This is a genomic window from Microbacterium sp. FW305-3-2-15-F-LB2, from assembly GCF_058787255.1.
This window is the reverse complement of the sequence record NZ_JBYSZO010000001.1, coordinates 1,211,320-1,237,087: the sequence shown is the minus strand read 5'-3', so window position 1 is coordinate 1,237,087 and position 25,768 is coordinate 1,211,320. Positions and strand designations below refer to the sequence as shown.

The following is a 25,768-nucleotide window of genomic DNA, read 5'->3' as shown; positions in this document are numbered from 1 at the left end:
CGCCCGAGCCGGCCGGGAGGCCGAGCCCGCGGGAAAGCTGGCATTTTCCGCAGGATGCCGCCCATGCAACACGACCGTTACGTCGGCGTCGTCCCCGTCCGTGGTTCCGACGCCGTTCGACAACACGCGGGAAACCGTTCCTCGCGACAATGGAGGGATGGTGACGGCGCAGCCCACGTCGACCGAGCAATGGCAACGACTGGCCTCGGAGATCTTCGTGCCGTTGCGCGTGTCCGGCGACGCTTCGCAACCGCGCATCCGTGTCGACTACGAGAGCGTCTCGGACGTCGCGTACTCGCGGGTGCGTTCGACCAGCGGCGAGGTCGTCCGCGCGGAGGAGCTGATCGATTCGGCGGACTCCGGGATCGCGCTGTTCTCGCTCCAGCTGCGCGGCATCGGCAGGGTGACCCAGCGGGGCCGGGCGACGGTGGCCCATCCCGCTTCCGGCGTGCTGTATCTCGCGGACGCGCCGTACCGCCTCGATTTCCCTGGAGACAGCGACATCCTGGTCGTCAAAGCCCCCGTCTCCGCACTGGGCTTGTCCGCGGGTCGGCTCCGCGACGCGGTCGCCGCCCCACTGCGCGGGGACGGCACGTTGGGCTTGCTCGCGCGCATCCTCGGTTCGTCCCTCGCCGGTCGAGGGCTGCTCCCCTCCCCCGCCGAGACCGCACGGGTAAGCGTCGAGCTCCTGCGGGAGGTGTTCACGGGACAGGTCGGCGCGCCCGTGCGCGCCCGTGCCCGGTCGCACGCGGCGGTCCGGGCGGAGGCACGCGACCGTATCCGGAGCCGCATCGCCGACGCGGAACTGCGCGTCGGCACGCTCGCGGAGGCCGCGGGGGTGTCGGAACGCACGATCCACGCGGCCTTCGCGGAAGTGGGCAGCAGTCCCGCGGCCGAGATCCGCCGCGCGCGGCTCGACCTTTCGCGCAGCCTGTTGGAGACGACGAGGATGCCCGTGGTCGAAATCGCGCTCGCCTGCGGGTTCACGGACCCCACGTCGTTCACGCGCGCGTTCCGTCGGCAGTGGCAGCATTCGCCGGCCGCTCATCGCGCCCTCGCCAGGGACAGCCGACCGTAGCGGGCCGGACAGCGCACCCGGATTCGCGCAGTCTCACGCCGCGATCGTTGCGCGGTCGCTCGGCACGCGAGTTCGGTCCACCTCCCGGGCGGACGGGGCCGGCACATCGAGGGCGCTTCCCAGGCGCAGTCCACCCAGGTGCGGCTCTGCAACGAGACGGGCGGCGATCGATCGGACGAGGACGACCGTCGAGACCGCCCCGGTGCGCTCGGGCGCGAGCGCACGCTCGACGGCGGCGAGCAGCGCATTCAGGCGCGGGTCGTGGCATCGACCGTCATCGGCGCCGATCCACTCGCACAGATCAAGAAAAGTCCACTCTGGAGCGATTGGACTTTCAAACCGGTCGATTTGTCGGTTTTCAGGGATCATTGGACCAGAATGCCGTTCAGCCTCGACATCGCAAAGGTCCACTTGGCAGCACGTGGACCCGGCGAGATCGAGACTCCGTCGCCCACAGCGCGACAGAGAGGATCCGCCTCATCGTGCCGGCCTCGGGCGCGGCGGTGATTCCCTGATACCGACGACTGCCCGCGCACGCCCTGAGCGAACGCGACGTCGGGAATTCTCCGCGCGCTCTCTACGCTGTGAGGTGAGGGCGCGGCGGAAGGCGGTTGGGATGCAAGGACTCGAGGTCACGGTTCTGCTCGGGCTGGCGATGCTCGTGGGTACGGTGCTGGCCCCGCGGCTGCGCGTCGCGACGCCGCTCGTCCTGCTCGTGATCGGGCTCGCGCTGGGGTTCGTGCCGGAGCTGCGGCAGATCGAGCTCCCGCCCGAAACGGTCCTGCTGCTGTTCCTCCCCGTGCTCCTGTTCCGCGAGGCGTGGACGACCTCGTTGCGCTCGGTGCGCCGGTCGCTGCGGTACATCGTGCCGATGAGCACGCTCCTCGTCGTGGCATCCGCCTTCGCCGTCGCGGGCGTGGCGACCTGGATGGGCGTGCCGTGGGAGGCGGCGCTGGTGCTCGGTGCGGCGGTCGCTCCCCCGGATGCCACCGCCGTCGCAGCGCTCGGACGACTTCTTCCCGAGCGCACGTTCATGAAGCTGAAGGCCGAGAGCCTCACCAACGACGGAACGGCCCTCGTCCTGTACTCGATCGCCGTATCGCTCCTCATCGGCGACCAGGTCACCCCGTGGCAGATCACCGGCATGGTGCTCCTGTCGTACCTCGGCGGCGCGGCCGCGGGCGTCGCTGTCGCGGCGCTGGCGTACCTGGCGCTGCGCCGCATGGAGTCGACGCTGACGATCAACCTCACGCTCGCGCTTGTGCCGTTCGTGGCGTTCCTCCTCGCCGAGATCGCACACGCCTCCGGCGTGCTCGCCGTCGTGTTCGCGGGGCTGATCGTCGCGTGGATCGCCCCGCGCATCACGACAGCCATGTCGCGAAGAGCCGCGGATGCCACCTGGCCCTTCGGCGTCTACCTCCTCAACGGCGCGCTGTTCGTGCTCATCGGCCTGGAGATCCAGCTCGTGCTGCACGAGATCTCGCCCTCTGAGATCGGCATCCTGCTGCTCATCACGGTGGCGGCATGGATCGTGCTCGCGATCGTGCGCTACCTGTTCCAGTGGCTCTTCTCGCCGTTCTCACGCCCCGGTCCCGGCTCCTCCCGTTCGCTGCGACATCGCTCCCGCGTGGTGAGCACGGTCGCGGGGTTCCGCGGCGCCGTGTCGCTCGCGATCGCGCTCTCGGTTCCCCTCACCACGGCCGACGGAACTCCCGTGGCCGGGCGCGACGCCGTCGTGTTCATCACCGCCGGCGTGATCGTCTTGACCCTGCTCGTGCAGGGTCCGCTCCTTCCCGTCGTGATCCGCTGGGCGAAGCTTCCCGCCGACGACGCCGCGGTCGAGGAGTTCGAGCTCGCCCAACGGGCGATCACCGGCGCAGCCCTCGTTGCCCTCGACGACCTCGCCGCCGAGCACGGCGTCAGCGATGCCGTGAAGGATCGCGCACGGCAGGAGGGGTACGAGCGCCTCGAACTGGCGAACGCCCGCGCCGTCGCGCGCCAGCGCGCCGCCGAGGAGCGCGACCGCGACGACGACGACACGATGGATGCCGGGGGCGACGACGCGGCGTCGCGCATGGGGCCGATCCCACCCGCCGCCGACGGCGACGACGACGGCCGGCGTCCCGTGGGGCAGCTGGAGATGATCGCGGTGAGCGACGACATCGACATCACTCAACGGTCGCCGCTCATCCGGCATCGCGAGGCCACGCGGCTTCGCCTGGCGATCCTCGACCGCAAGCGCGAGGTGCTGCTGCGGCTGCGGCGTGAGGGCACGATCGACGACCTCGTCGCCCGTCGCATCCTCGCCGACCTCGACATCGAGGAGATCCGCGCCCGCGGCATGGACCGCGCCGCCGACTGACGCGGCGTCCGGCTCCGCCCTCCCCCGTGACCGAGGCGACGCCTAGGCTGGCGCCATGAGCGAGCCCACGCGAGAGCAGCTGGAAACGTCCGACAAGGTCGAGAAGCGCACGATCGGCGGAGAGATCCGCTACTACCTCAAAGACATCAAGGCGCACTGGCCCGTCGTCGTCGAGCAGCACCCCGACGCCGCGGGCCACGAGGCATGGTGGACAGCGGATGGGAAGTTCCACGCCACGCACGCGCAGCTGCGCCGCGATGCCATGGTCGGCGGCATCGTCTGACGACGCGCCGCAGGGCTCAGTGCCCCGGCAGCACCAGACCGCTCTCGTACGCCGCGATGACGAGCTGGGCGCGATCGTGCGCGCCCAGCTTGATCATCGTGTTCTTCACGTGGGTCTTGGCGGTGTGGGGTGAGATGTAGAGCTCCGCGGCGATCTCGTCGTTCGAGCGCCCGCGTCCCACCAACCGGAGGATCTCCCGCTCGCGATCGGTGAGGGCGTCGAGGGCGGGCGAGGGCAGAGGAGCCTCGGATGCCGCGCCCCGCACGTACTTCTCGATCATCGCGCGCGTGGCCGCGGGCGACAGCAGTGCGCCGCCGTCGTGGACGGCGCGGACCGCCTGGACGATGTCCTCGGGTTCGGCACCCTTCCCGATGAAGCCGCTCGCTCCGGCTCGAAGAGCCGCGACGACGTAGTCGTCCTCCTCGAACGTCGTGAGGATGAGGACGCGGGTATCGCTCAGGTCGGGGTCGCGGCAGATGAGGCGGGTCGCCTCGATGCCGTCCATCCGCGGCATCCGGATGTCGCACACGACCACGTCGGGTCGCAGGTGGCGGACCGCGTCGACCCCGGCCTCGCCGTCCGCGGCTTCGCCGACGACGTCGATGCCGGGCGCGGAGTCGAGGAGATCACGCACCGCCGCGCGGATGAGGGCCTGATCGTCGACGACGACAACGGTGGTCACGACAGGCCTCCGGGGGTCGGGCGGCGCACGGAACTCGAGGCGACGAGAGGGAGCCGAGCGGCCAGACGATATCCGCCCGGCGCGGGCCCGGCCTCCAGGGCGCCGCCGACCGAGTCGACGCGCTCGCGCAGGCCCACGAGCCCGAAGCCGGACACCGGCGGTTCGGCGGGCTGCGGCTCATGGCTCACGGGGTTGGTCACGACCACCTCCAGATCGTCGCCGTCGCGCCGCAGAAGAACGAACGCGCGGCGAGCGGCGCCGTGTTTGAGAGCGTTGGTCAGCCCCTCCTGCACGACGCGGTACGCGACGATGTCGACGCCGAGGGGCAGCGGCTCGTCGCCGAGCTCGTCGCGGACGACGACCTCCCAGCCCGCGACGCGCACCGACTCCACGATCTCCGGCAGACGCGCGAGACCCGGTTGATCGCGTGGCCCCGCGTCGTCGGGGGTCCGCAGCACGGAGAGCATCGATCCGATCTCCGCCAGCACCTCCCGTGAGGCGGTCCGGATGGTCGCGAGCGCTTCTTGGGCACGCTCCGGGCGCGACTCCATGGCGGAGGAGGCCACCCCCGCGTTGAGGCTGATCACGGAGATCTGATGCGCCACGGCGTCGTGCAGGTCGCGCGCGATGCGGAGGCGCTCCTCCGTCACGCGGCGGCGGGCCTCCGCCTCGCGCGTCTGCTCGGCACGCCGGGCCCGCTCGATCACCGCCTGAACGTACGCGCGTCGAGACCGGGCGGCATCGCCCAGCGCCCCGGCGAGCGCGACGGCGAGACCGACCTGAAGAAACCGGGTGTCCATTCCCGTCGTGAGGGTGACGACGATGCTCGCCCCGATCACCACGACGACCGCGGCAATGCTCACCGGCGCCGCCGCGCGACGACCCAACCGGTTCGCGACCGAGTAGGCCGCGATGACCGCCGCGAGCGCCGCACCGGGTGAGAGGGTGCCGAGGGCGAGCGCGGCGACGTAGAGAGCGATGCAGACGGCCAGCACCGTGCGCGGCAACCGACGTCGAAGCGGGAGGACGGCCGCCGGGAGGACGACGAGCAGGAAGACGAGGGGACTCGCGGGGCGCAATTCCGGGAACGGCACGGGCGCGAACGCCGGCGCGACGACCAGCACCGCGACGACGATGTCGCGAACCCACGGCGGCACCGGCGGCACCGGCCTCGGCGCGGTGTCGAGGCTCGTGGACGGTCGCATCGTCCTAGTCTGACGCGCCCCGCCGCACGAGACCATCACCGTGCGGGGGCAGAAACGAATCCCCCCACGGGGGTAGGCATCCACCCCCGTCATGGGACGCGCGGGGCGGCCCCGACGGCGAGGGTGGGACCATGACACCCGACACCCCACCCCCGCTCCTCTCCGTCGTCGACCTGCACAAGTCGTACGGCCGCGGCTCCGCCCGCTTCGACGCGCTGCGCGGCGTCACTCTCGACATCCGGCGCGGTGAGAGCGTCGCGATCGTCGGCAAGAGCGGGTCCGGCAAGTCCACCCTCATGCACCTCCTCGCCCTGATGGACGCCCCCACGAGCGGCGTCATCGCCCTGGACGGGACGGATGCCAGCACCCTCCGCGGCCGTCATCTGAACCGCACGCGCAACAAGACGTTCGGCTTCGTCTTCCAGCAGTTCTTCCTCACGCCCAACGTGTCCGTGCTCGAGAACGTCGTCCTTCCGCTGAAGATCGCCGGGGTCGGGCGCGCCGAGCGCAAGCGCCGCGGTCTCGCCGCCCTGTCCGAACTCGACATGCAGGACAAGGCGAAGAACAAGGCGACCGCCCTCTCGGGCGGGCAGAAGCAGCGCGCCGTGATCGCGCGCGCCCTCGTGAACGACCCCCAGGTGATCTTCGCCGACGAGCCCACGGGCAACCTCGACTCCGCGACCGGGGCGGTGGTGGAGGACATCCTCTTCCGCCTCAATCGCGAGCACGGGATCACGCTCATCGTCGTGACCCACGACGAAGACCTGGCGTCCCGCTGCGATCGTCGCATCCAGATCCGCGACGGCGTCATCGTCTCCGAGGAGGGACAGGCAGCATGAAAACCCTCGACCTGATCTCGACGGCCTTCTCGAACACCTTCCGATCCAAGACGCGCACGATCCTGACCGTGCTCGCGATCTTCGTCGGAGCCTTCACCCTCACCCTGACCAACGGTCTCGGCACCGGAATCAACGGCTTCATCGACAGCACGGTCTCCTCGATCGGCGCGTCGAACGTGCTGACGGTGTCGAAGACGTCCACGAACGCGGGCGCGGGTACGGCTCCCCAGAAGTACGACCCGGATGCCATCGCTTCAGCGCAGACGAGCCCGGGACAGCCCGGTACCCGGAGCGAGGTCTCGGCGCTCACCGACGCCGACATCACCACCCTCGAGGGCATCGACGGTGTCGAGAGCGTCACCCCCGTCCGCTCCGCGACGGTCGACTTCGTCCAGTACGACGGCGGCGACCGCTACGTCGCGTCGGCGGGCGGCATCATCGGCGGTCAGACCCCGCAACTGTCGGAGGGCGTCGCGCCGGACAACTCCGCGGACGCACTTCAGGTGGCTCTCCCCACCGCCCTGGTGTCGCCGTTGGGCTTCTCCGACGCCGCCGACGCCGTCGGGAAGACCGTCACCATCGCCGTGACCGATCCGCTCCGGACCCAGCACCTGATCGAGGCCACGGTCACGGGCGTCACCGAGGAGGCGTTCACCACGACGACCGCCGTGACCACCAACACCGCGCTCCAGGACGCCTTGTACACGGCGCAGAACACCGGTGTTCCGCAGGACCAGCTCGACCGGTACGCGACCGCGAGCGTGTCGCTGGCACCATCGGCGACCCCGGCGCAGGTCGACACTGTCAAAGCAGCCCTGTCGGATGCCGGCTACACCGGCCGCACCGTCGCCGACCAGCTCGGGACGTTCCAGGCCGTGATCAACGGCATCGTGCTCGTCCTCAACGCCTTCGCGGTCATCGCCCTCCTCGCGGCGAGCTTCGGCATCGTCAACACGCTGCTCATGTCGGTGCAGGAACGGACGCGAGAGATCGGGCTGATGAAGGCGATGGGGATGGGCAGCGGCCGCGTCTTCTCGCTCTTCAGTCTCGAGGCGGTCGTGCTCGGGCTCCTCGGCAGCGTGCTCGGCGCGGTGGTGGCGATCGCGGTGGGCGTTCCGGTGAGCGCCGGGCTCACCCGCACGCTCTTCAGCGATCTCCCGGGGCTGCAACTGATCGCGTTCGACCCCGTGTCGATCGTCGTGACGTCGCTGGTGATCATGGGGATCGCGTTCCTGGCCGGAAGCCTCCCCGCCGCTCGTGCGGCCCGCGCCGACCCGGTGGAATCCCTCCGTTACGAGTGATCGCCTCCGGTACGGGGCCCCGTGGGCGCGACCACGGGGCCCCGCCGCGTCAGGCGCGCGAGTGCGCCGACGCGCGCGCGACCTGATCGGGCGTCGGAGTGACACCGGTGTACCGCGCGAACTGGCCGGCGGCCTGCAGCGCGATCACCTCGGCGCCGGTGATCACGTCCTTGCCCGCCTCCCGCGCGGAACGGATGAGCGGGGTCTCCGCGGGGAAGGCGACGACGTCGAAGACGGTGCGTGCTGCGGCGATGTGCTCTCGCGAGAACGCCAGCGCCTCGGCATCCGCGCCGTTCATGCCGAGTGGGGTGACGTTGACGATGATGTCGGCGCCAGGCGAGGGATCCTCGGCGACCCACCGGAACCCGTAGCTCTCGGCGAGCGCGGAGCCGGCCTCGGGGTTGCGGGCGACGACCGTCACGTCGGCGAAGCCCGCGTCGCGGAAGGCGGCGACCACGGCCTTGGCCATCCCGCCCGATCCACGCACGAGGACGGATGCCGCGGGGTCGAGCCGGTGGCTCGCGATGAGGCTCGCGATGGCCTCGTAGTCGGTGTTCGAGGCCGTGAGCACTCCCCCGTCATTGACGATCGTGTTGATCGACCCGATTGCCGCGGCCGACGGCTCGATGCGGTCGACGAGCGGGATCACCGCCTCCTTGAACGGCATCGAGACCGAACACCCTCGGATGCCGAGTGCTCGGACTCCGCTGATCGCGCCGACGATGTCGGTCGTCGTGAAGGCCTTGTAGACGAAATCGAGGCCGAGTTCCGCATAGAGGAAATTATGAAATCGGGTGCCGATATTCGAGGGCCGACCGGCCAGCGATATGCACAACGTCGTGTCTTTGCTCAATTCGGGCATGCCGACCTCCGGGTGCAGGGTGAATGCTTCGATCGTACGAGGCGGATGTGAGCGCCTCCGCCGCCGGTCCCCCAGGATCTCGATAACGGAGACGGGGACGCGGCGCGTGTTCTACCATGCATACATGGTGATGAATGCGCCCGGAGTTTCCTCGGAACTCGTCGCGCACGAGATCGACGCCGCACTTCGCGCCGCTATCGAGCGCACGTTCCGCCGGTGGGCGCGAAAGCGCTCGCTTCCCTCCCTGCACTGGTCGGTCGAGCACTGGGACGGCCAGGTGACACTGGTGGGCACGCCGCATCCGCGATCACCGCGCAAGACCCGCATCGTGCGGCGGTGGGCCGCGACACTCGGAATGGAGCCGGTCGACGGGCACGCGGCGCGGTGGTTCATGAGCGCCGACGGGTGGCACCTCGAGGTGCACGAATAACGGCACTTCGCGGAATCCGCCCTCACGAACACCATGTATGCGTGGTAATGTCCCCCCAGGCGCCGGGGGGCTTATCGCGCGCCGCGCGCCGAAGAGGGCACGATCCCGCCCGGCGGAGATGCCTCGTGAGATTGGTGTCCCATGGATGCAGACCCCCGGCCGACCGATAGCGCGTGCCCGAGGTGGTGCAACGGCATTCATGATCGCCCCGAGCACGAGTCCGCTTCGCACCGAAGTGATCCGTGGCCGGTGGCCGTCATCGAGCGTCGCGCCGGAGCGGGCGCGGCCCCGTTCGACCGGGTTGCCGCCACAGATCTCGCCGTGGGTGTCGAGGTGCGCTGGGGCGACACGTGGATCTGGATCACGCCGGAAGACGACGTGAGACGAGGCCTGGTGCTGAGCAAGGAGAGCGCGCACCGTCTCGTTCGCACGCTCACGCGCGTGTTCGGCGAAGCGGCACCGTGAGCGGTGCGGATCGCGAGGGTCCGCCTCGGGTCAGCCCGCCCCCGGCAGGAGGTCCTCGGTGGGCGTCGGCAGCAGGTCGGCCACCGATACCCCCAGGACGAGCGAGAGGGAGACGAGGGTCTGCATGCGCGGGTTCGCCGCCGTCCCGGGGTTCGACTCGCCCTTTTCCAGCTTCTGATAGGTGAACGTCGACAATCCGGCGGCGTGGGCGACGCGCTCCTGGGTGAGCCCGATCCGAAGACGCGCACGCTGAAGGTTCGCACCGAAGATCCGCGAATACTCCGCCCACGGATCAGGCGCGCCGGGCGCTAACACGGGACCGGGATGCCAAGAAGCCATGTACACATTGCCACGCCAGTGTGGCATGTCGGGGATTGCTTATCGCGTACTATCGACGCCCCTTGCCGAGACGAGCGCTTTGACGTAGCGCATCGAGCGCACCGTGCGCGGGATCATGAATCCCGCCAGTTCGCTGCTCAATTCGGTGATCACGCTGCGGGGCAGCTCCGCGCGCGCCGCGGCCTCCGTCAGCGAGAGATCGCCCGACATGTAACGGAGCACGCTCAGCATCGCCGTATGGACCTGGAAGCGCACATCGTCCGGACGCGCCCCGGCGGCATCCGCCCCTGCTCGACTTTCACCCTCGTCCATGACGTCCCCCACGGCATCCTCTGACCCCCCACCTGTATACCACGTATACATGGCCTCACTCGATTCGAGCGGGAGCATCATTCACGAGCTCGAACGCGCGAGGGCCCCGGGTGTCACCCCCCACACGCGGCGGAAATGCCGTGTCAGATGCGCCTGATCATGGAAGCCGGTGCGCGCCGCGGCCTCCGCGGGGCGGCATCCATCGACGAGGAGGCGTCGTGCGGCGTCGACCCTCCGCGCGACGAGGTAGCGGTGGGGTGCCATTCCGTAAGCGCGCGAGAACTCGCGCACGAGGTGGCTGGGATGGGCACCGAGCTCGTCGGCCGCCGCAGCGATGGTGAACGACTCGGTGTACCGATCATCGACGAGCGCACGCAGGCGCCGAGCCAGCGGGACGTCTCGGACGGGAACCGAGGCGGTCCCGGTGTACGCGAGCACGGCATCGCGCACCGCGAGCAACCAGTGCTCCGCGGCCATCTCCTCGCCCGGATACCGCAGCGCGGCGTGGACGCGCCTCGCCGCCGACTCTGCGGTGCCGCGGGTCACGGTGGGGCGCCGCGCGACGCGGTCGGCCGTGCCGTCGGGAAGCCAGTCACGGCGCAGGTAGAGCACCTGCTTGCGGTATCCCGCCCCCGCGACCGCCGAGCGTCCGTCGTGGGCGATCCCCGGCGGAAGAAGCGTCAACGCCCCCGGCGCGGCCCGATGGGCGACGCCATCGAGGTCGTACGCGACCGCGCCGCGGTCCACCAGCATCACGGCCCAGTCGTCGTGGGTGTGCAGTGGATACGCATGATCGAAACTCGCGTGGTACACCTCGCGAAGGAACGGGACGTCGGGATGCCACGCCCGCACCCGTTCGATCATGCAAGAAACGTACAAGACGGCGGAGAGTCCCCGGGCCGAGGCTGGACCCATGACCGACCCGACCCCCGCACCCACGCCGTCCTTCGACACGAAGATCGTCGTCGTCCTCCGCGAAGACCTGGCCGCCTGGCAGGAACTCAACGTCACCGCGTTCCTCATCGCCGGCATCACGACGAGCGCGCCCGACCTGGTCGGAGAGCCCTACCGCGACGCCGACGGCATCGAGTATCTGCCGATGCTGCGGCAGCCGGTGATCGTGCTGACCGGGAACGCCGACCTGCTGTCACGTGCCCGCGCGAAGGCCGCGGCGCGCGAGGACGTCGCCCTCGCGATCTACACGCGCGACCTCTTCGCGACGATGCACGACGAGGCCAATCGCGCCGCCGTCGCCGCCGTACCGGCCGAGGATCTCGACCTGGTCGGCATCGCCCTACGGGGTCCGCGGAATGTCGTCGATCGCATCGCGAAGGGAGCGGTGTTCCACGCCTGAGCCCCGCTCGGCGACGGTGGCGACGAAGCGACGCCCGGTGTGCCGCCGACGCCACAGCAGCCACGCGCAGAGAACCCCCTGAACCATGACGATCGCGCTGATCGTGGAGGCGATGATCCCCGCGGACTGATCCGCGGCCGTGAGCAGGTCGAAACCCGCGTGCCACAGAAGCACCGGGACGATGCTCCCCCGCGCCCCGAGCGTCATCCAGGCCAGCAGATACGACCCGCACACCAATGCCAGCATCCAGCCGACGATGCCCGCGCCCATCGCCGTATACGTCGGGTTGAAGAAGAACGCGGGCGCGTGCCACACGATCCACACCGCGGCGACGATCAGCGCCGCCCAGAACGCCGACACGCGTCGCGTCAGCGCCGTCAGCAGCCAACCGCGCCAGCCGGCCTCTTCGCCGAGCCCGAAGGTGAGCACCCACACCGCCGCGACCACGGGCCATGCGAGGCCCGGGAGCTTCTCGGTCAGCCCGAACCCCGCGGCGTCGAGCCATCCACCCGTCACGAAGAACACGGCGAGCCACGCGATCACGAAGTACGCCAGTGGCATCCCGATCCCGGCAGCCCACCACACCCACCGGAAGCGCACCGAGAACGTCGTGCGCGCCCACTCGACGAGCCCGCGCCGTCCGCCCTCCCACGCCGCGGCGGCGACCGCCCCGCAGAGCGGTCCGATCGAGGCGAGGAAGAACGTCCACGGCATCCGCTCGAGCCCGTCGGTCTGCGCCTGGACGAGGATCGGCGTCCAGATCGCCCACGTCACGCCGAACGCGACGGTGAGGAACACGGCGATCCCGCCGCCGCGAGCGGGGGCGTTCGATGGCGATGTCATGGCGGATCCTTTCCCGGCCGATGGGCGGCCGCACATCGTGACGGGCGATGTCATCACCCCCATTGATAGGAGGGCGTGCGCCAGGGCGGCAGGACGAAAGACCCCCGGACCACGGAAGCCGACCGCGCCCCGTCACAGGCGACCGGTGTCGTTCTCCTCCGCTGTCGCGTTCTCCGCGGCGAGAAGGCCTTCCGCCTCGAGCCACGCACGGAGGACTCCGGCGACCTCATCCGGCGCGTCGGACTGCACGAAGTGACCCGCGCCCGAGACGACGTGCACCTCGGCACCCGGAACCTCCGCGCGCCATCGCGCGAGCTCCGCCTCGCGGAACGCGATGTCGCGATCCCCCCACACGATGAGCACGGGAAGGGAGTCCAGGATGCCGAGGCCCTCGGCCACCTGTGCGAGCTGCGGCGTGGCGTCGACGATCTCGCGCGGAAGCACGGCGCTGAATTCCCTGCGGGCGCCCGTGGCGAGCGGCTTGCGGTACTGGGCCATCTCGCGGCGTCCGAGTCGACGACGCCGATGCCCGAGCGGAACGAGCGCGTTGACGAACAGGTTGAACCGACGAATGAGGGCGCTGCCGACACGACCGCCCATGAACCCCGCGAACCGGGCGAAGTGCGGGTCGGCGTCGACGGGCCACGCCCACGAATTGCAGATGACGACCCCACGGAAGAGATCGGGGCGCCGCTCGACCAGGCGCAGTCCGATCGGGCCGCCCCAGTCCTGCACGACGATCACGAGGTCGTTCAGACCCATCGTCGACACGAACCGCTCGACGGCGTCGGCGTGCTCGACGAAAGTGCCCCGATACCCCGCGGCCGCCTGCGACAAGCCGAATCCGGGGAGATCGGGCGCGATGCAGCGCGCCGCGGGAGCAAGGCGCGCAATGATCTCGCGATACACGAACGACCATGTCGGATTGCCGTGGAGGAAGAGCACCGTCGCTACAGGTGAGTCCCCGGGTGCTCCCGCCGCGAGCGGCGGTGCGCCCGTGTCCACGTAGTGCACCTCGTGCCCGGCGACGTCGACGTACGCATCGGAGAGCGGATACGACGTGCGATCGAGCCAGGACGGATCCGGATGCCGTGGGGTGCTTCGTGTCATGATCGATCCCTTTCGAAAGATGGTTCAAGGCGCTCCCGCCGCGGTGCTCGGGGTCGTCGCCGGAGCGCTTCCGCCCGCACGAGCGGGGGCGCTGGGGGTCCGTATCCACGACGCCGATCACGTGCTGACCTCGCTCGTCTCCGCGGACGACTGACGCCTCGGCCCCGGCGCCCGCCGACGGCCGGGCCACCACCAGGCCGCGCGCCCGAGGAGCGTCATCACGGCTGGGACGAGCAGCAGCCGGATGACGGTGGCATCCACGAGCACGGCCACGGCCAGCCCCACGCCGAACACCTTGATCACCGGGTTGGTGCTGAAGGTGAAGCTCAGGAAGACGGCGATCATGATGAGCGCGGCCGCGGAGATGACCCCACCGGTCTCGGCGAGACCGCGCGTCGTGGCGACACGTGCATCCCCGTCGCGCAACCAGGCCTGCCGCATCGAGGTGAGCAGGAACACCTCGTAGTCCATGGACAGACCGAAGAGCACGGCGAAGAGCATCATCGGCACGTAAGGATCGAGCGGCATCGGCCCGTCGAGGCCGAGCACCTCGACCCCGTGCCCCTCCTGGAACACCCACACGAGCACACCGAACGCGGCGGCGATCGACAGCAGGTTGCAGACCGCCGCCTTGACCGGCAGCAGAACCGAGCGGAACGTGAACGCCACGAGCACCATCGACGCGGCGATGACGATGCCGATGAGCCACGGCAGCCGTTCGGCGATCCGGTCGCTGAGGTCCAGGCGTGTGGCCACGGCGCCACCCACGTGCGCATCGACGCCCGAGCCGGGGATCACGTCGGCCCGCAGCTCGGCGACCAGCGCCGCCGTCGCGTCGTCGCTCGGCCCCGTCAGGGGCGTGACCTGCATCGTCACGACGCCGTCGCGCGCCAGAGGAGGCGAGACGGCCGCGACGTCCGCGCGGGCGGCGATATCACCCGCGAGCGCCTGCCAGTCCGCGAGCGACTCCTCCCCACCCTCGGCCACGAGCAGGAGGGCCGCGTTCTGCCCGGGTCCCCAATACTCCGCCGTGAGATCGAACGACTGGCGTTGATTCGAGCCGGGGAGCGCGTCACCCGCGCTGGACTGCCCGAGCTGCAGGGCGAACGCCGGCAGCGACAGCACCACGAGCAGTGTGGCCGCCGAGACGCCCGCGATCACGGGATGCCGCGTGAGCCGCGGCGCGAGCCGGTCCCAGGCGCCGCGATGCGACGCTCGGGTCATGGCATCCCCCTGGACTCCCCCGTCCGCCGCCGGCGGGCCCGACCTCGCGGCGAGCGCTTCCTGGCGCTCGCCGCGCGCGAGTGCCCGGTGTCCGATGGCGGCCAGCACCGCCGGAGTGAGCGTCAGGGTCGCCGCGACCGCGACGATGACGACAATCGCGGTCGCATAGCCGAGCCAGGCGACGAACTCGACCCCCGAGATCGCGAGGCCCGTCGCGCAGATCGCCACGGTCACGCCCGCCATGGTCGCCGCCTCCCCCGCGGTGTGGCCGGACGTGACCGCAGCCTCGACCGGATCCGCCCCCTCCCTCAGCGCAGCACGGAAGCGGGACAGCAAGAAGAGCGTGTAGTCGATGCCGACGCCGAGTCCGATCATGATCGCGAGGGTCACGGCGCTCTCCGAGATGGTGAATCCGTGACTCAACAGCCAGACGGACCCGACCCCGCCCGCGACGGCGATGATGCCGGTGGCCACGGGAGCGAGCGCCGCGAGCGCAGACCCGAGGGCGAAGAACAAGACGATCAGGGCGGCGACGACGCCGACGAGTTCGCTGTTGACCCCGCCCGCACGGTCGAGCTGCGTGCCGAGCGGCGCGCCGATCCCCACCTCCAGGCCCGCGGAGCGAGCGGGATCGAGCGCCGCATCGACGTCTCGCTGCCACGTCCGCCCCTCTTCCTTGGGGTCGCCGGAGACGGTGAGGACGAGCGCGTCCCCCGCCTGCGCGAGAGTTCCCGCACGTGTGGCCGCCGCGGGGTCGTCGAGAGGGTTCTCGACGGTCTCGCCGGTCGCGGCCTCGAGCCCGCCGATGACCTCTTGGACGACGTCGGCATGCCCGGAAAGGTCACCTGCCACGACGATGCGGCTCGTCGGTACGGTCGGCTCCTCCTCTCCCGAGCGTGCCTCGAGGACGTCCGCCGCGACCTGGCTGTCGCTGCCGGTGACCTCCAGATCGTCTTGCAGAGCCGGACCGACGAGGTACGCGCTCCCGAAGAGCGCACCCACGGCGATGACCCAGGCGGCGATCGTGAGCCAGCGATGCCGGGCGCACACCCGGGCGAGAGAGGAGACCAAGCGTTTCATTTCAACCGTCCTGATCGGAGGGGATGGAAGGGGCAGCGGGCGCGGAAGGGTCGATCGGAGCGGAAGGGTCGGCGGGGGCGGAGGGCTCGGCCGGGTCAGCGGGATCCGTTGATGCCGATGGGTCGAGGCACTCGCGGAGCGACCCCCACCGATCACTTCCGCCCTCGGCCGCACCGTCACGTGCGACCGGCAGACCCACCGAAAGCACAGCCGCCCCGGCGCGGAACTCGACACCACGCACGGGAGCACCCGGCAGCACGAGCGGGATACCGTCCGCCAGCCGCTGAGCGAACCCGGCGCCGTCGCCGTCGCGACCCGAGAGCACTTTCAGGGCACGCTCGGCCGGGAGCGAGATACCGGCTGCGCTGACCGAGTCCGCGACGAGACGCCACCCGGCTGCATCGCGCTGCGGGACGAGCAGCACATCGACCGTCACCGGGACGCCGCGCAGCGTGCGCTCCGTTTCGACGACCACCCCACCCGAGACGGCGTGGACCGTGACCTCCTGATCCGTCCGGCACCGCGCGAGAGCGTCGAGAGCGGCGTCGGCGACGGTGAGGCGCACCTCGACCGCACCCGAAGCGAGCTGCCACAAGGCCGGACCCCCACCGACCTCCGCCGACACCCCGGGAAGGGACCCGCTGAAGGAGGCCGCCCGCGCGTCCAGCTGCCCCCGCGCGACGACCTCACCGGCGACGAGACCGGATGTCGCGACGAGAGCGAGCGCCACACCGGCGCCGATCCAGGTCCGGGTACGTTTCGAGATCACGCCCTTATCGCAGCGGGCACACCTCCCGAGAAGCGGACGACGTTCTGACGATCGGCTGACGAATCAGCCGGATGCCGTCGAGAGCGCGCTGGGCAGACGCACCGTCACGCGCGTTCCCGTACCGGGTTCCGATTCCAGCGCGACATCGCCCCCGTGAGCGAGCGCGATCGCTTCGACGATCGCGAGTCCCAGACCGCTCCCGGCACTTCGGTCGCCGCTGACGAAACGCTCGAACGCGCGGTCGCGCAGGTCGGGGCCCATCCCGACGCCGTCGTCGGCGACGACGAGGACGACGGTCTCCCCCGCGTCGCGCACCTCGATCGCGATCGAGGCATCCGGACCGGCATGGCGCAGCGCGTTCCCCACGAGGTTGCGGACGAGTTGAGCGATCGCGTGGGGATCGCCGTCGACGAACACGGGGGCATCGACGGCAAGGGAAACGGCGGCGTCGGGCGCGAGAAGTTCCGCGTCCTCGACCGCGGCCCGGCACACCTCGCGCAGATCGATCCGCTCCCGCACGGGAGACGTCGCCTCGCTGCGGGCGAGCAAGCCCAGGCGCTCGACCAGGACACGCATCCGTTCCGACTCCTCCGAAACGCTTCCGAACGCGCGCTCGGTCGTCTCGGCATCGTCCGGACGCTGGAAGTGCAGCTGCGTCCACCCCTGGATCTTGGTGAGGGGCGTCCGAAGCTCGTGCGACGCGTCCGCGACGAACGTGCGCAGCCGGCGCTCCGTGGCATCCCTTCGTCCGTCGAGGCGTTCGATCGCGCGGGCGACGCTCTGCGTCTCGCCGAACTCGCCGGCCGGCGAGGCCGCCAGGTCGCTCAGGTTCGACTGCTCGACGCGATCGGCGAGGACCGTCAGCGACCGTGTCGTCCGCGAGACGACGAGGGTAACGACCACTCCGGCGAGCACGAGCACGGCTGCCAGGACGGCGAGCGCGGCCAGGGCGAGCGCCGTGACCAGGCGATCGGCCGCCTCCATCCCGACGCCGACGAGGGCGGTGGCGACCGGCGTTCTCGCGCCGTCGTCGTACACCGTGCCGGGGGGAAGCTCGACGCGGGCGAACAGGAGACTGCGGCCCGCGACCTCTGCGCGAGCCGTCTCGTCTCCGCCGATGGCGGCGGCCACCCTCCCGAGGTCGGTGAACGGGGTGGAGGTGGCGGCCGAAGCGGCGACGATGTCCCCGTCGGCATCCAGCAGCGCGACCATCGTCGATCCGACGTTCGCCGCGCGCAGCTGCTCCTCGTCGATGACCAGCCCTCCCTGTCCGGGCTGCGGCCAGGTCGTCACGGTCTGCGCTGTCACACGCACATGCGTCTCCGCTGTGCGCAGAGTGATCAGCCGGACACCCCAGACGCTCGCGATCGCCAGGAGGATGCCCGCGGCGGCGACGACGACGAGGATGCGTCGACGAAGGGTCCGCACCATCGAGGGCCGCGCGGCATCGGTCATGACGGGTCCGCGCGGAGACAGTAGCCGAAACCGCGGACGGTCTGGATGAGCGGAGGGCGCCCCGCATCGACTTTGCGCCGGAGGGTCGAAACCGCCTTCTCCACGACCTCGCTGTTACCGCCGAAGTCATAGCGCCACACATGGTCCAGCAGTTGGCCGCGGGAGAGCACTCGCTCCGCGTTCTCGAGGAGGAATCGCAGCAGCCTCAATTCGGTGGGGGTCAGCGGCACGACCTCTCCGCCGCGACGGACGCGCTGCCCGGCGAGGTCGAACTCGAGGTCGGCGTAACGCAGGACATCGGGGTCGTCGATGGGCATCCCTCGGCGCCGGACGGCGTCGATGCGGGCCAGGACCTCGGAGACGTGGAATGGCTTCGTCAGGAAGTCGTCGGCACCGAGCCGAAGTCCCGCGACACGTGCGTCGACATCGTCGACCGCGCTGAGCATGACGATGGCGGCGGATGGCGCTGCTGCGCGCAGAGCCGTCACGATCTGGACGGCATCGACATCCGGTAGCAGTCGATCGAGGAGGATCGCGTCGAACTCCTCCCCGCGCACGATTCGCAGGGCGTCGACCCCCGTCGCCGCGGTGGTGACGGTGCACCCGGGGGCGGCGAGGACCGAAGCGAGCAGGACGCGGATGCCTTCGTCGTCGTCGACGACCAGCACCCGTGTCGGCGGCCCGTCGTTCTCTCGCGCGGTCATGACCTCGATGCTAGGGGGACGCCCTGTGCCGCCGAGCGGTACTTCGAAGGGTGACGGGAGACAGCTCTGGCGAGCGGGACGGAGCGCCGTCGCGAACGGCGGGCGGAGCGCAACCCCGCCCCGCCGGCGCCGCGGCCCTGCCAGGCTGTAGGTGTGAAGTCGTTTCGGTGCCGCGTGTGCGGCAATGCCCTGTACTTCGAGAATTCGGTGTGCGTCTCGTGCGGAACGAGCCTCGGCTTCTCGCGCGGCGAGGCGGAGATCGTCCCGGTCGATGGCCTCGGCCGCTACATCGACTCGGCCGGGTTCGTCTGGCACGTCTGCCGCAACCTCAACCTGTCGGGCTGCACGTGGCTCGCCCCCTTCGAGGGTGGTCAGTGCTCTGCGTGCGACCTGACCCGCGTGCGCCCCAACGATTCCGACCTCGAGGGTCTCGGACAGTTCCCCGTCGCCGAGCGCGCGAAGCGGTGGTTGCTCTTCGAGCTCGACCGCCTGGGATTCGTCATCGCGAGCAAGGCGCAGGATCCCGAGCGCGGCCTGTGTTTCGACCTCCTCTCGAGCGTGGCCGAGAACGTCGTCATCGGCCACGACGAGGGCGTCATCACGATCGACCTGGCCGAGAGCGACGACGCGTACCGCGTCCGGGTGCAGAAGCAACTGGGCGAGCCGTACCGCACGATGCTCGGACACTTCCGCCACGAGGTCGGGCATTACATCGAGTGGCTGCTCGTCGAGGGCACCGACCGGATCACCGAGGCGCGCGAGCTCTTCGGCGACGAGACCGCCGACTACCAGGCTGAGATCGACCGCCACTACTCCGAGGGACCGCCGGCCGACTGGTCCCGGCGCTACATCTCGACGTACGCGACGATGCATCCGTACGAGGACTTCGCCGAGACCTGGGCGCACTACCTCCACATCACCGACACCCTCGAGACAGCCACCGCCTACGGCCTCATCACGGTGGCCGGCGTGGACGCCTTCTCGCGCTTCCGCGACCTCGCGACGGGGGTGTGGATGCCTCTGACCATCTCGCTCAACATGATCAACCGGTCGATGGGAAAGGCCGACCTGTACCCCTTCGTCATCCCGGACCCGGTCCTGGACAAGCTGGAATTCATCGCGTCGCTGAGGCCCGGCCGGAGAGCCCCGCGGTCGCTGGGCGCGGGCGGGTAGCGCGGGGGTGGTCCGGACTCGCGAAGCGTAGGTCGATCTCGACCCGGTGGGCATCGCCCTGCGCGGTCCGTGCAACGTCGTGGACCGCATCGCCAAGGGCGCGCGCTTCCACGACTGAGCCACCCGCTAGCCTGTGGCTGTGGGATTCTCGCCGTGGGGGCTCGCCATCGCCGTGGCCGTCTTGGCCCCGAGCCTTCTGCTCCTCGTGCTCCCGCCGCGGCCTCCGCTGCCCTCCGTGCGCGTCTCGCCCGTGCTGCCGGTGCTCGAACGCGGCGGACAGGCGGCGTGCCTCGTGATCCCCGTCATCGTGCTGCCCGCGCCGCTGACGTGGGCGTGGGCCGTGCCGATGGCCGTGTTCCTCGCCGCTTACCTGGGGCTGTGGGGCCGTTACGTGCGACGGCGGGATCCGGGAACGCTCTACCGCCGATGGGGCCCGGTGCCCGTGCCGATGGCGGTGCTGCCGGTCGCGGTCTTCGCGACCGCGGGCGCCTGGCTCGGCGTGATCTGGCTCGTCCTCGCCGCGGGAGTGCTGGCCGCGGGTCACATCCCCACGTCGCTGGCTGTCGCCCGGGCGCTCCGCACTGACACCTGACCCCCGCACCGCGCGGGGCCATGGAGGTGCAGCGGACCCCGGAACCGCTTCGTCTGCGGTTCGTTCCTGCTGGCGTGGATGACCGTCGGCGCCGGGGGGAGCATCGTTCCCGTGTTGATCTGGCACGCCGGCGTCGACCTCCTCACCGCGGCCGATCAGTCCGCCGGCGTCATCGCCTCCACCGTGAGCGGAATCGTGATGACGCAGGGGGTGCTGTACGCGTGGCTGCTCTGGCGCAGACGCACGGTCGCCCGCACGCCCACGCTCGTCGCCGCGTGAGCGCGACGGGAGGCGAGGGATGCCACTCCCCCGCCTCCCGTGTCGGTCAACGGTCAGACCAGCCCCGAGTGCGCTCCCGGGGCGACATCGACACGGAAGAGGCCCTCGGCATCCACGCGGACGCGGACCGCGTCGACGGCGGCGATGTCGGCCTCGGGGAACGACCGGGCCGGACGGTGCCGTTCCGCCGCCAGCGTCGGCGCGGTGTACCCGGTCTCCCAGCGGCGGATCTGCTCCCACTGCGCGTCGATCGCCGCCTCGGCGACCTCGCGTCCGGGCTTGCCGTGCAGAGCGAGATTCAGCCACCCGAACGCACCGCGGTAGTGGCCCACGACGCCGGCCCCCTCGGGACGCTCCCCGAGGGCGCCACCCAGCTGACGCAGTTCCGAGATGAGCACCGCGGAGTCGGCGGTCGCGCGTAGGAAGTCGGCGACGATCCCGTGCGCCTGACCCGCGTCGGTCGACTCCGCCGCCCCCACGAGGGCGTGGGCCGAGGAGTGCGCCGGCGCGAACGGGGCATCCATGTGGGTGTGCGCGACCTCGGCCGGGTCGGCGACGCGCCAGGTGTCCAGGCGCGGGGCCGCGGCCGACCGGAGACGAGCCAGCAGCGTGCCCGCCGCATCGCGCGCGGTGACGTCGCCGTTCACCGCGGTGCCGTCGACGACGAGCACAGGCCGGCGCGAGAGGGGGAACGGCATTCCGGGCAGCGGAGGAATGCTGAGCACACGAAGCGAGGTCGTGATCGCCGACGGCGCTTCGGCCGACCAGCGTGCCCACTCGTGGGCGACCGCCTCGGCGTCGGAGAGTTCCCAGACCGTCGTGCCGGTCACGATCTCGCCGGGCGCGAAGGCACGCACCGTGACCGCGGTGATGACCCCGAAGCCGCCGCCCCCGCCGCGCAGCGCCCAGAAGAGCTTTGGATCGTTCTCGCGGTCGACACGGCGGTGCTCGCCGTCGGCGGTCACGATCTCGATCGACTCGATCGCGTTCGCTGCCACGCCGGTGTGCCGCCCGTAGGCCGACAGCCCGCCCCGAGAGAGGTAGCCCACGACGCCGACGAGGGCGGAAGACCCGTGGGGCACGGTGAGTCCGTGCGCCGCGACGAGGGGGACGACCTCTCCCCACGCGCGCCCTGCCGGAATGCGCACGGTGCGGCGAATGGCATCCACCGTGATCGGCTCGTCGATCGCCACCTTCAGCAGGGCGCTGCCGCTCAGGTCGGCCAGCCCCGCGGCGGCGTGTCCTGTGCTGTGCATCGCCACGCCGAGGCCGCGCGCGCGAGCAGTATCGATCGCCTCGCGCACCTCCTCGACCGAGCGGACGGTGGTGGCCGCCGCCGGACGCAGGGCCACCGTCGCATCGAACACCGCGGATGCCGCGTGGTAGGCGCGCCCGCTCGAGGTCAGCGGCGTCGACGCGAGGGAGCGGCGGCCCGCGGCGCGTCCGATTCCCGCGGATGCCGCCAGCACCGCCAGCACGACGACGAGGGCGAACACTCCCCCGCTGCGCCACGCGAAGCTCGCGACGAGGGCAGCCAGCACGAGCGCGGCCACGGGGTGCTCCGACAGGCGCGGCAGAGCCGGCAGCAGGAACACGGGTGTGCGCGGCCCCGACACGGTGTCGATGCTGATCGCGGCGACCGCGGCGGCGGCGAGAAGGACGACGGTGGCGACCAGGACGGGCACGGCGACGACGGAGGCCGCCGCGAGGATCGCCAGCGCAGACGCGGCGGCCGCGAACGTCGGGAGTCCCGCGTCTGCGAGCCATCCGGTCGCGGCCATGACGGCGATGACCGCCCCGAGGCCGAGCAGGAGCCCGGCGAGGAAGGGAATCGCCGCGGCGTGGGCGAGGGTGGCCGCACCGAGAAGGACGAGTCCGACGAGCACGAACCGACGGCGCCCCCGGCGGGCCGAGACGTTCGCGCCCTGGACGAGGGCGAGGGCGCTCCCGAGCGCGGCGCCGACCGCGTCGGCGACCGCGGCGCCCGCCAAGGGAGCGGCGGCTACGGAGCCGACCGCCACGCCGATCGCGCCGATCGTGAGGAGTGACGCGGCGACGCTCGAGACGCGCGCGGCGCGCCCCAGAGTCGGCGCGCTCGGCACAGCCGCAACCGCTTCGGCAGCACGCGAGGGGGCCGCAGCAGAGAGGGACATCGTTCTTCTTCCTTTCCGTCGATGACAGGGTCGACAGAAAGGATGCGGGGTTCCACCCATCGATGTACAACGACTAATTTCGTTCGCAGCGATCGATGTTTCCGATGGGAGTAACCGTGGACCCTCGCATGCTGATGGCCTTCATCGCCGTCGCCGAGGAGGGCGGCTTCACCCGGGCAGCGGAACGCCTGCACCTCGTGCAGTCATCGGTGTCGGCGTCGGTGAAGGCCCTCGAGAGTTCGACGGGCCTGCAGCTCCTCCACCGTGGCACCCGCGCCGTCACGCTCACCCCGGAGGGCCGGTCGTTCCTTCCCGCGGCACGGGCTGCCGTGGCGGCGCTCGAAGAGGCGAAGGACTCCGCCGCGGCCCTCGCGGGCGGCGGGATCGGCGGCCACGTCGCCGTCGGCGTCCTCGCCACCCCCGACATCGTCTCGATCGCCACCGCCATCGCGACGCTTCACCAACGGCATCCGGATCTGCGCATCTCGGTGAAGTCCGCCCTCGGCGGGAGCGTAGCCCTGCAGAACGACATCCTCGCCAACGTGCTCGACGTGTGCTTCGTCGTGCTGCCGTTCGCGTACTCCCCCGAACTGACGGTCGAGCCCCTGCTGACCGGGAAGTTCGTCCTGGCCTGCGGAACATCCCACCCGTGGGCCGGACGCTCCTCGCCGGTCGAGCCCGAAGATCTGTCCGGAGCGGCCATGGTGGAGTTCCCCCGAGGATTCACGCTGCGCGAGTCGACCGACCGCGAGCTCATGGCGCGTGGTGTCGCCCGCCGCACGATCGTGGAGGTGCCGCACCTCGACCTCGTCAGCGGCTACGTCGCCGCGGGCGTGGGTGTCGGTTTCGTCACCGAAGCGGTCGCGCGCGACCACCCGGGTCTCGTCGCGCTGCCGACGCCCTGGATCGACATGCGGTGGACGGCGGCGGCCGCCTGGGCCAACACCCGCAGACTGTCGCGTGCCGCCGAGACCTTTCTCGAGACGGTCCGCGAGAACTGTCGGCGAGCAATCGAGCTCGACGAGACGCTGTACGCGCCGGATGCCGTCTGAAGTCAGCGCGACAGCGCGCTCCGACTCTCCTCCCGCGGACGGAGCACTTTCCGATAGGCACCGGCCGACGACATCGTCCGAGCGGTGATCGCGTCGTTCACGCTCGCCGCGACGACGGACCCCGGCTAGAACTGCCTTATGGAGTTCTCGGAGATCATCGAAGGCATCGGCAAGTCCCTGGATGCCGTGGGCGTCGCCGCGATCGTGATCGGGGTCGTCGCCGCGGTCGTGCTCGCTGGGCAACGGACCCTCAGACGCGAACCCGATGTCTACAGCCGCTTCCGCCGGTTCCTCGGGCGCTCCATCCTCCTCGGCCTGGAGCTGCTGGTCGCCGCGGACATCATCCGCACCGTCGCCGTCACCCCGACGCTCGCGAGCGTCGGGGTGCTGGCGGCGATCGTCCTCATCCGGACGTTCCTCAGCTGGTCGCTCGAGCTCGAGATCACCGGCCGCTGGCCCTGGCAGAAGGCGGCCGTCGCCAGTCCGACGAGCAGCACCCCGGAGTAGCGTGGCCCGTGTGACGGCATCGCAGTGGCATCCCTCGGACGACGGCATCAACTTCCACACCCGTAAGTGGGTCAAGCCCGAGGACCTCAACGCGAACGGCACCCTCTTCGGGGGCAGTCTGCTGCGATGGATCGACGAGGAAGCAGCGATCTACGCGATCATCCAGCTCGGAAACTACCGCGTGGTCACCAAGCTCATTTCGGAGATCAACTTCGAGGCATCCGCCCTTCAGGGAGACCTGATCGAGATGGGGCTGACCGCGACGCGCTTCGGACGGACCTCGCTCGAAATGCGCGCCATCGTGCGGAACATGATCACGCGCAAACGGATCCTCACGATCGAGCGGATCGTCTTCGTCAGCGTCGACGAGGACGGCAAGCCGAAGCCGCACGGGTACACCGCCATCACGTACGACCGCGACCGGATGCCGCACGAGCACCCCGCGACCGGGAGCATCCGGATCGAGTAGTCCGCCGGCCGCCGTCGCGGTGTGCGACTGTGATTCACTGAGCCCGTGAGCACGGAGCTTTTGGCTGGCTGGAGCGTCTCGCCGTTCTCCTACGACGGCATCACCCATGACGTGTACCGTTCCGGAGACGGTCCCGGAGTCATCCTCGTTCCCGAGATCCCCGGTGCGACACCCGAGGTGATCGCACTCGGCGAACGACTGGTCGCCGCGGGCTTCCATGTCGCTCTCCCCTCGATCATCGGAACGCCGGGGCGACCCGCGAGCGGTGGATACATCGCCGGTTCGGCGCTGCGCATGTGCGTGTCGCGCGAGTTCGCGGCATTCGCCCGCGGCGCCGACCGCCCGATCACCGGATTCCTTCGCGCCCTCGCCCGCGACGTGCACGCTGACCGTGGCGGGCCCGGCGTCGGCGTCATCGGAATGTGCTTCTCCGGCGGGTTCGCGTTGGCGACGGCCGCCGATGACAGCGTGCTCGCGCCCGTCGTCTCCCAGCCCGCGCTGCCGCCGGCGATCGGGGCCGGGCGATCCGCCACCGGCCTCAGCCCGGCCGAAGAGTCGGCGGTCCGCCGTCGCGCCGGGGACGGGCTGTGCGCGCTCGGCTTGCGATTCACGCACGACCGGAGCGTGCCGGAGGAGCGTTTCGCGGCGTTCGAGCGGCTGCTCGGCGAGGGATGGCGGGCGTTCGAGATCGACTCGTCTCCGGGCAACCCCGATGGCATCCCGGCGAACGCGCACTCCGTCCTCACGGATGCCTCGGCCACGACGCCGGGTCACCCGACCCATCGCGCGAACGAACGGGTCGTCGAGTTTCTCCGCGAGCGGCTGATGAGCTGAAGTCCTGTGGGT

29 protein-coding genes are annotated in these 25,768 nt (G+C 70.7%); 15 read left to right on the top strand and 14 right to left on the bottom strand.

Going from position 1 to position 25,768, the window contains the following annotated elements:
* Window positions 1-157 precede the first annotated feature (157 nt).
* On the top strand, window positions 158-1,078 hold the full coding sequence (locus tag AC3WLZ_RS05985; protein ID WP_492469439.1) for a helix-turn-helix domain-containing protein: 921 nt from the start codon (window positions 158-160) through the stop codon (window positions 1,076-1,078).
* Between the two features lie 33 nt (window positions 1,079-1,111).
* Here the strand turns inward: AC3WLZ_RS05985 and AC3WLZ_RS05980 are convergent, their stop codons facing one another.
* Window positions 1,112-1,489, bottom strand: a complete 378-nt coding sequence (locus AC3WLZ_RS05980) for a hypothetical protein (RefSeq protein ID WP_492469438.1) — start codon at window positions 1,487-1,489, stop codon at window positions 1,112-1,114.
* A gap of 205 nt (window positions 1,490-1,694) precedes the next feature.
* Between AC3WLZ_RS05980 and AC3WLZ_RS05975 the strand changes: the two genes are divergently transcribed.
* A complete protein-coding gene (locus tag AC3WLZ_RS05975) occupies window positions 1,695-3,440 on the top strand; it encodes a Na+/H+ antiporter (RefSeq protein WP_412924175.1) in 1,746 nt (581 codons plus the stop codon).
* A 55-nt stretch (window positions 3,441-3,495) separates the two neighbouring features.
* Entirely contained in the window at window positions 3,496-3,723 is a 228-nt protein-coding gene (locus AC3WLZ_RS05970; RefSeq protein WP_492469437.1) for a hypothetical protein, read from the top strand.
* 16 nt (window positions 3,724-3,739) lie between these two features.
* Here AC3WLZ_RS05970 and AC3WLZ_RS05965 read toward each other — a convergent pair whose 3' ends face one another.
* Together AC3WLZ_RS05965 and AC3WLZ_RS05960 are read right to left on the bottom strand one after the other, a co-directional pair.
* A complete protein-coding gene (locus AC3WLZ_RS05965) occupies window positions 3,740-4,405 on the bottom strand; it encodes a response regulator transcription factor (protein ID WP_412924173.1) in 666 nt (221 codons plus the stop codon).
* On the bottom strand, window positions 4,402-5,610 hold the full coding sequence (locus AC3WLZ_RS05960; RefSeq protein WP_492469436.1) for a sensor histidine kinase: 1,209 nt from the start codon (window positions 5,608-5,610) through the stop codon (window positions 4,402-4,404). The genes AC3WLZ_RS05965 and AC3WLZ_RS05960 overlap by 4 nt, the downstream gene beginning before the upstream one ends.
* Window positions 5,611-5,741: 131 nt before the next feature.
* Here AC3WLZ_RS05960 and AC3WLZ_RS05955 point away from each other — a divergent pair, with 131 nt between their 5' ends.
* Together AC3WLZ_RS05955 and AC3WLZ_RS05950 are read left to right on the top strand one after the other, a co-directional pair.
* Entirely contained in the window at window positions 5,742-6,449 is a 708-nt protein-coding gene (locus AC3WLZ_RS05955; RefSeq protein WP_492469435.1) for an ABC transporter ATP-binding protein, read from the top strand.
* The gene (locus AC3WLZ_RS05950; protein ID WP_492469434.1) at window positions 6,446-7,750 is read left to right on the top strand and encodes an ABC transporter permease; all 1,305 of its coding nucleotides are present in this window, start codon (window positions 6,446-6,448) and stop codon (window positions 7,748-7,750) included. Before AC3WLZ_RS05955 ends, AC3WLZ_RS05950 begins: the two co-directional genes overlap by 4 nt.
* A gap of 49 nt (window positions 7,751-7,799) precedes the next feature.
* Here the strand turns inward: AC3WLZ_RS05950 and AC3WLZ_RS05945 are convergent, their stop codons facing one another.
* Entirely contained in the window at window positions 7,800-8,612 is an 813-nt protein-coding gene (locus AC3WLZ_RS05945; protein ID WP_492469433.1) for a shikimate 5-dehydrogenase, read from the bottom strand.
* A gap of 124 nt (window positions 8,613-8,736) precedes the next feature.
* Here AC3WLZ_RS05945 and AC3WLZ_RS05940 point away from each other — a divergent pair, with 124 nt between their 5' ends.
* Together AC3WLZ_RS05940 and AC3WLZ_RS05935 are read left to right on the top strand one after the other, a co-directional pair.
* Window positions 8,737-9,042, top strand: coding sequence for a hypothetical protein (locus AC3WLZ_RS05940; RefSeq protein ID WP_412924168.1), 306 nt, complete (start codon window positions 8,737-8,739; stop codon window positions 9,040-9,042).
* A gap of 249 nt (window positions 9,043-9,291) precedes the next feature.
* The gene (locus AC3WLZ_RS05935; protein ID WP_412924167.1) at window positions 9,292-9,507 is read left to right on the top strand and encodes a hypothetical protein; all 216 of its coding nucleotides are present in this window, start codon (window positions 9,292-9,294) and stop codon (window positions 9,505-9,507) included.
* 30 nt (window positions 9,508-9,537) lie between these two features.
* Here the strand turns inward: AC3WLZ_RS05935 and AC3WLZ_RS05930 are convergent, their stop codons facing one another.
* The 3 genes from AC3WLZ_RS05930 to AC3WLZ_RS05920 form a co-directional block, all read right to left on the bottom strand.
* Entirely contained in the window at window positions 9,538-9,846 is a 309-nt protein-coding gene (locus AC3WLZ_RS05930; RefSeq protein WP_412924166.1) for a helix-turn-helix domain-containing protein, read from the bottom strand.
* A gap of 39 nt (window positions 9,847-9,885) precedes the next feature.
* Entirely contained in the window at window positions 9,886-10,170 is a 285-nt protein-coding gene (locus AC3WLZ_RS05925; protein WP_412924165.1) for a hypothetical protein, read from the bottom strand.
* A gap of 69 nt (window positions 10,171-10,239) precedes the next feature.
* Complete coding sequence (locus AC3WLZ_RS05920) at window positions 10,240-11,022, bottom strand: helix-turn-helix transcriptional regulator (RefSeq protein ID WP_412924164.1); 783 nt, start codon at window positions 11,020-11,022, stop codon at window positions 10,240-10,242.
* Window positions 11,023-11,071: 49 nt separating this feature from the next.
* Between AC3WLZ_RS05920 and AC3WLZ_RS05915 the strand changes: the two genes are divergently transcribed.
* A complete protein-coding gene (locus AC3WLZ_RS05915; protein ID WP_412924163.1) occupies window positions 11,072-11,512 on the top strand; it encodes a DUF2000 family protein in 441 nt (146 codons plus the stop codon).
* Here the strand turns inward: AC3WLZ_RS05915 and AC3WLZ_RS05910 are convergent.
* From AC3WLZ_RS05910 to AC3WLZ_RS05885, 6 genes are all read right to left on the bottom strand, one after another.
* Window positions 11,453-12,355 (bottom strand): CPBP family intramembrane glutamic endopeptidase, encoded by a 903-nt coding sequence (locus tag AC3WLZ_RS05910; RefSeq protein WP_492469432.1) that lies wholly within the window; start codon window positions 12,353-12,355, stop codon window positions 11,453-11,455. The genes AC3WLZ_RS05915 and AC3WLZ_RS05910 overlap by 60 nt on opposite strands.
* 132 nt (window positions 12,356-12,487) lie before the next feature.
* A complete protein-coding gene (locus AC3WLZ_RS05905) occupies window positions 12,488-13,465 on the bottom strand; it encodes an alpha/beta fold hydrolase (protein WP_492469431.1) in 978 nt (325 codons plus the stop codon).
* Window positions 13,466-13,582: 117 nt separating this feature from the next.
* Entirely contained in the window at window positions 13,583-15,769 is a 2,187-nt protein-coding gene (locus tag AC3WLZ_RS05900; protein ID WP_492469430.1) for an MMPL family transporter, read from the bottom strand.
* A 1-nt stretch (window position 15,770) separates the two neighbouring features.
* On the bottom strand, window positions 15,771-16,538 hold the full coding sequence (locus AC3WLZ_RS05895; RefSeq protein ID WP_492469429.1) for a hypothetical protein: 768 nt from the start codon (window positions 16,536-16,538) through the stop codon (window positions 15,771-15,773).
* Window positions 16,539-16,601: 63 nt separating this feature from the next.
* The gene (locus AC3WLZ_RS05890; protein WP_492469427.1) at window positions 16,602-17,993 is read right to left on the bottom strand and encodes a sensor histidine kinase; all 1,392 of its coding nucleotides are present in this window, start codon (window positions 17,991-17,993) and stop codon (window positions 16,602-16,604) included.
* The gene (locus AC3WLZ_RS05885) at window positions 17,990-18,697 is read right to left on the bottom strand and encodes a response regulator transcription factor (RefSeq protein WP_412924156.1); all 708 of its coding nucleotides are present in this window, start codon (window positions 18,695-18,697) and stop codon (window positions 17,990-17,992) included. Before AC3WLZ_RS05885 ends, AC3WLZ_RS05890 begins: the two co-directional genes overlap by 4 nt.
* 153 nt (window positions 18,698-18,850) lie before the next feature.
* Here AC3WLZ_RS05885 and AC3WLZ_RS05880 point away from each other — a divergent pair, with 153 nt between their 5' ends.
* The 3 genes from AC3WLZ_RS05880 (at window position 18,851) to AC3WLZ_RS05870 (ending at window position 20,741) form a co-directional block, all read left to right on the top strand.
* Window positions 18,851-19,870 (top strand): zinc-binding metallopeptidase family protein, encoded by a 1,020-nt coding sequence (locus AC3WLZ_RS05880; RefSeq protein WP_492469425.1) that lies wholly within the window; start codon window positions 18,851-18,853, stop codon window positions 19,868-19,870.
* 139 nt (window positions 19,871-20,009) lie between these two features.
* Window positions 20,010-20,462, top strand: coding sequence for a hypothetical protein (locus AC3WLZ_RS05875; RefSeq protein WP_412924154.1), 453 nt, complete (start codon window positions 20,010-20,012; stop codon window positions 20,460-20,462).
* Between the two features lie 111 nt (window positions 20,463-20,573).
* Window positions 20,574-20,741, top strand: coding sequence for a hypothetical protein (locus tag AC3WLZ_RS05870; RefSeq protein ID WP_412924153.1), 168 nt, complete (start codon window positions 20,574-20,576; stop codon window positions 20,739-20,741).
* Between the two features lie 53 nt (window positions 20,742-20,794).
* Here the strand turns inward: AC3WLZ_RS05870 and AC3WLZ_RS05865 are convergent, their stop codons facing one another.
* The gene (locus AC3WLZ_RS05865; protein WP_492469422.1) at window positions 20,795-22,894 is read right to left on the bottom strand and encodes an FAD-binding oxidoreductase; all 2,100 of its coding nucleotides are present in this window, start codon (window positions 22,892-22,894) and stop codon (window positions 20,795-20,797) included.
* Window positions 22,895-23,022: 128 nt separating this feature from the next.
* On the opposite strand from AC3WLZ_RS05865, the gene AC3WLZ_RS05860 reads away from it, so the two are divergent.
* The 4 genes from AC3WLZ_RS05860 (at window position 23,023) to AC3WLZ_RS05845 (ending at window position 25,756) form a co-directional block, all read left to right on the top strand.
* Complete coding sequence (locus tag AC3WLZ_RS05860) at window positions 23,023-23,946, top strand: LysR family transcriptional regulator (protein ID WP_412924151.1); 924 nt, start codon at window positions 23,023-23,025, stop codon at window positions 23,944-23,946.
* Window positions 23,947-24,084: 138 nt separating this feature from the next.
* Window positions 24,085-24,453 carry a DUF1622 domain-containing protein gene (locus AC3WLZ_RS05855; protein ID WP_492469421.1) on the top strand — a complete coding sequence of 123 codons (369 nt, stop codon included), beginning with the start codon at window positions 24,085-24,087 and terminating at the stop codon, window positions 24,451-24,453.
* 10 nt (window positions 24,454-24,463) lie between these two features.
* Complete coding sequence (locus AC3WLZ_RS05850) at window positions 24,464-24,922, top strand: acyl-CoA thioesterase (RefSeq protein ID WP_492469420.1); 459 nt, start codon at window positions 24,464-24,466, stop codon at window positions 24,920-24,922.
* Between the two features lie 45 nt (window positions 24,923-24,967).
* On the top strand, window positions 24,968-25,756 hold the full coding sequence (locus tag AC3WLZ_RS05845) for a dienelactone hydrolase family protein (RefSeq protein ID WP_492469418.1): 789 nt from the start codon (window positions 24,968-24,970) through the stop codon (window positions 25,754-25,756).
* The last annotated feature ends 12 nt before the right edge of the window (window positions 25,757-25,768 follow it).

Coding starts and splice junctions, on each gene's coding strand:
- AC3WLZ_RS05985 (WP_492469439.1), top strand. CDS start 158: ATGGTGACGGCGCAGCCCACGTCGACCGAGCAATGGCAACGACTGGCC.
- AC3WLZ_RS05975 (WP_412924175.1), top strand. CDS start 1,695: ATGCAAGGACTCGAGGTCACGGTTCTGCTCGGGCTGGCGATGCTCGTG.
- AC3WLZ_RS05970 (WP_492469437.1), top strand. CDS start 3,496: ATGAGCGAGCCCACGCGAGAGCAGCTGGAAACGTCCGACAAGGTCGAG.
- AC3WLZ_RS05960 (WP_492469436.1), bottom strand. CDS start 5,610: ATGCGACCGTCCACGAGCCTCGACACCGCGCCGAGGCCGGTGCCGCCG.
- AC3WLZ_RS05955 (WP_492469435.1), top strand. CDS start 5,742: ATGACACCCGACACCCCACCCCCGCTCCTCTCCGTCGTCGACCTGCAC.
- AC3WLZ_RS05950 (WP_492469434.1), top strand. CDS start 6,446: ATGAAAACCCTCGACCTGATCTCGACGGCCTTCTCGAACACCTTCCGA.
- AC3WLZ_RS05945 (WP_492469433.1), bottom strand. CDS start 8,612: ATGCCCGAATTGAGCAAAGACACGACGTTGTGCATATCGCTGGCCGGT.
- AC3WLZ_RS05940 (WP_412924168.1), top strand. CDS start 8,737: ATGGTGATGAATGCGCCCGGAGTTTCCTCGGAACTCGTCGCGCACGAG.
- AC3WLZ_RS05930 (WP_412924166.1), bottom strand. CDS start 9,846: ATGGCTTCTTGGCATCCCGGTCCCGTGTTAGCGCCCGGCGCGCCTGAT.
- AC3WLZ_RS05920 (WP_412924164.1), bottom strand. CDS start 11,022: ATGATCGAACGGGTGCGGGCGTGGCATCCCGACGTCCCGTTCCTTCGC.
- AC3WLZ_RS05915 (WP_412924163.1), top strand. CDS start 11,072: ATGACCGACCCGACCCCCGCACCCACGCCGTCCTTCGACACGAAGATC.
- AC3WLZ_RS05910 (WP_492469432.1), bottom strand. CDS start 12,355: ATGACATCGCCATCGAACGCCCCCGCTCGCGGCGGCGGGATCGCCGTG.
- AC3WLZ_RS05905 (WP_492469431.1), bottom strand. CDS start 13,465: ATGACACGAAGCACCCCACGGCATCCGGATCCGTCCTGGCTCGATCGC.
- AC3WLZ_RS05900 (WP_492469430.1), bottom strand. CDS start 15,769: ATGAAACGCTTGGTCTCCTCTCTCGCCCGGGTGTGCGCCCGGCATCGC.
- AC3WLZ_RS05890 (WP_492469427.1), bottom strand. CDS start 17,993: ATGACCGATGCCGCGCGGCCCTCGATGGTGCGGACCCTTCGTCGACGC.
- AC3WLZ_RS05885 (WP_412924156.1), bottom strand. CDS start 18,697: ATGACCGCGCGAGAGAACGACGGGCCGCCGACACGGGTGCTGGTCGTC.
- AC3WLZ_RS05865 (WP_492469422.1), bottom strand. CDS start 22,894: ATGTCCCTCTCTGCTGCGGCCCCCTCGCGTGCTGCCGAAGCGGTTGCG.
- AC3WLZ_RS05860 (WP_412924151.1), top strand. CDS start 23,023: ATGCTGATGGCCTTCATCGCCGTCGCCGAGGAGGGCGGCTTCACCCGG.
- AC3WLZ_RS05855 (WP_492469421.1), top strand. CDS start 24,085: ATGGAGTTCTCGGAGATCATCGAAGGCATCGGCAAGTCCCTGGATGCC.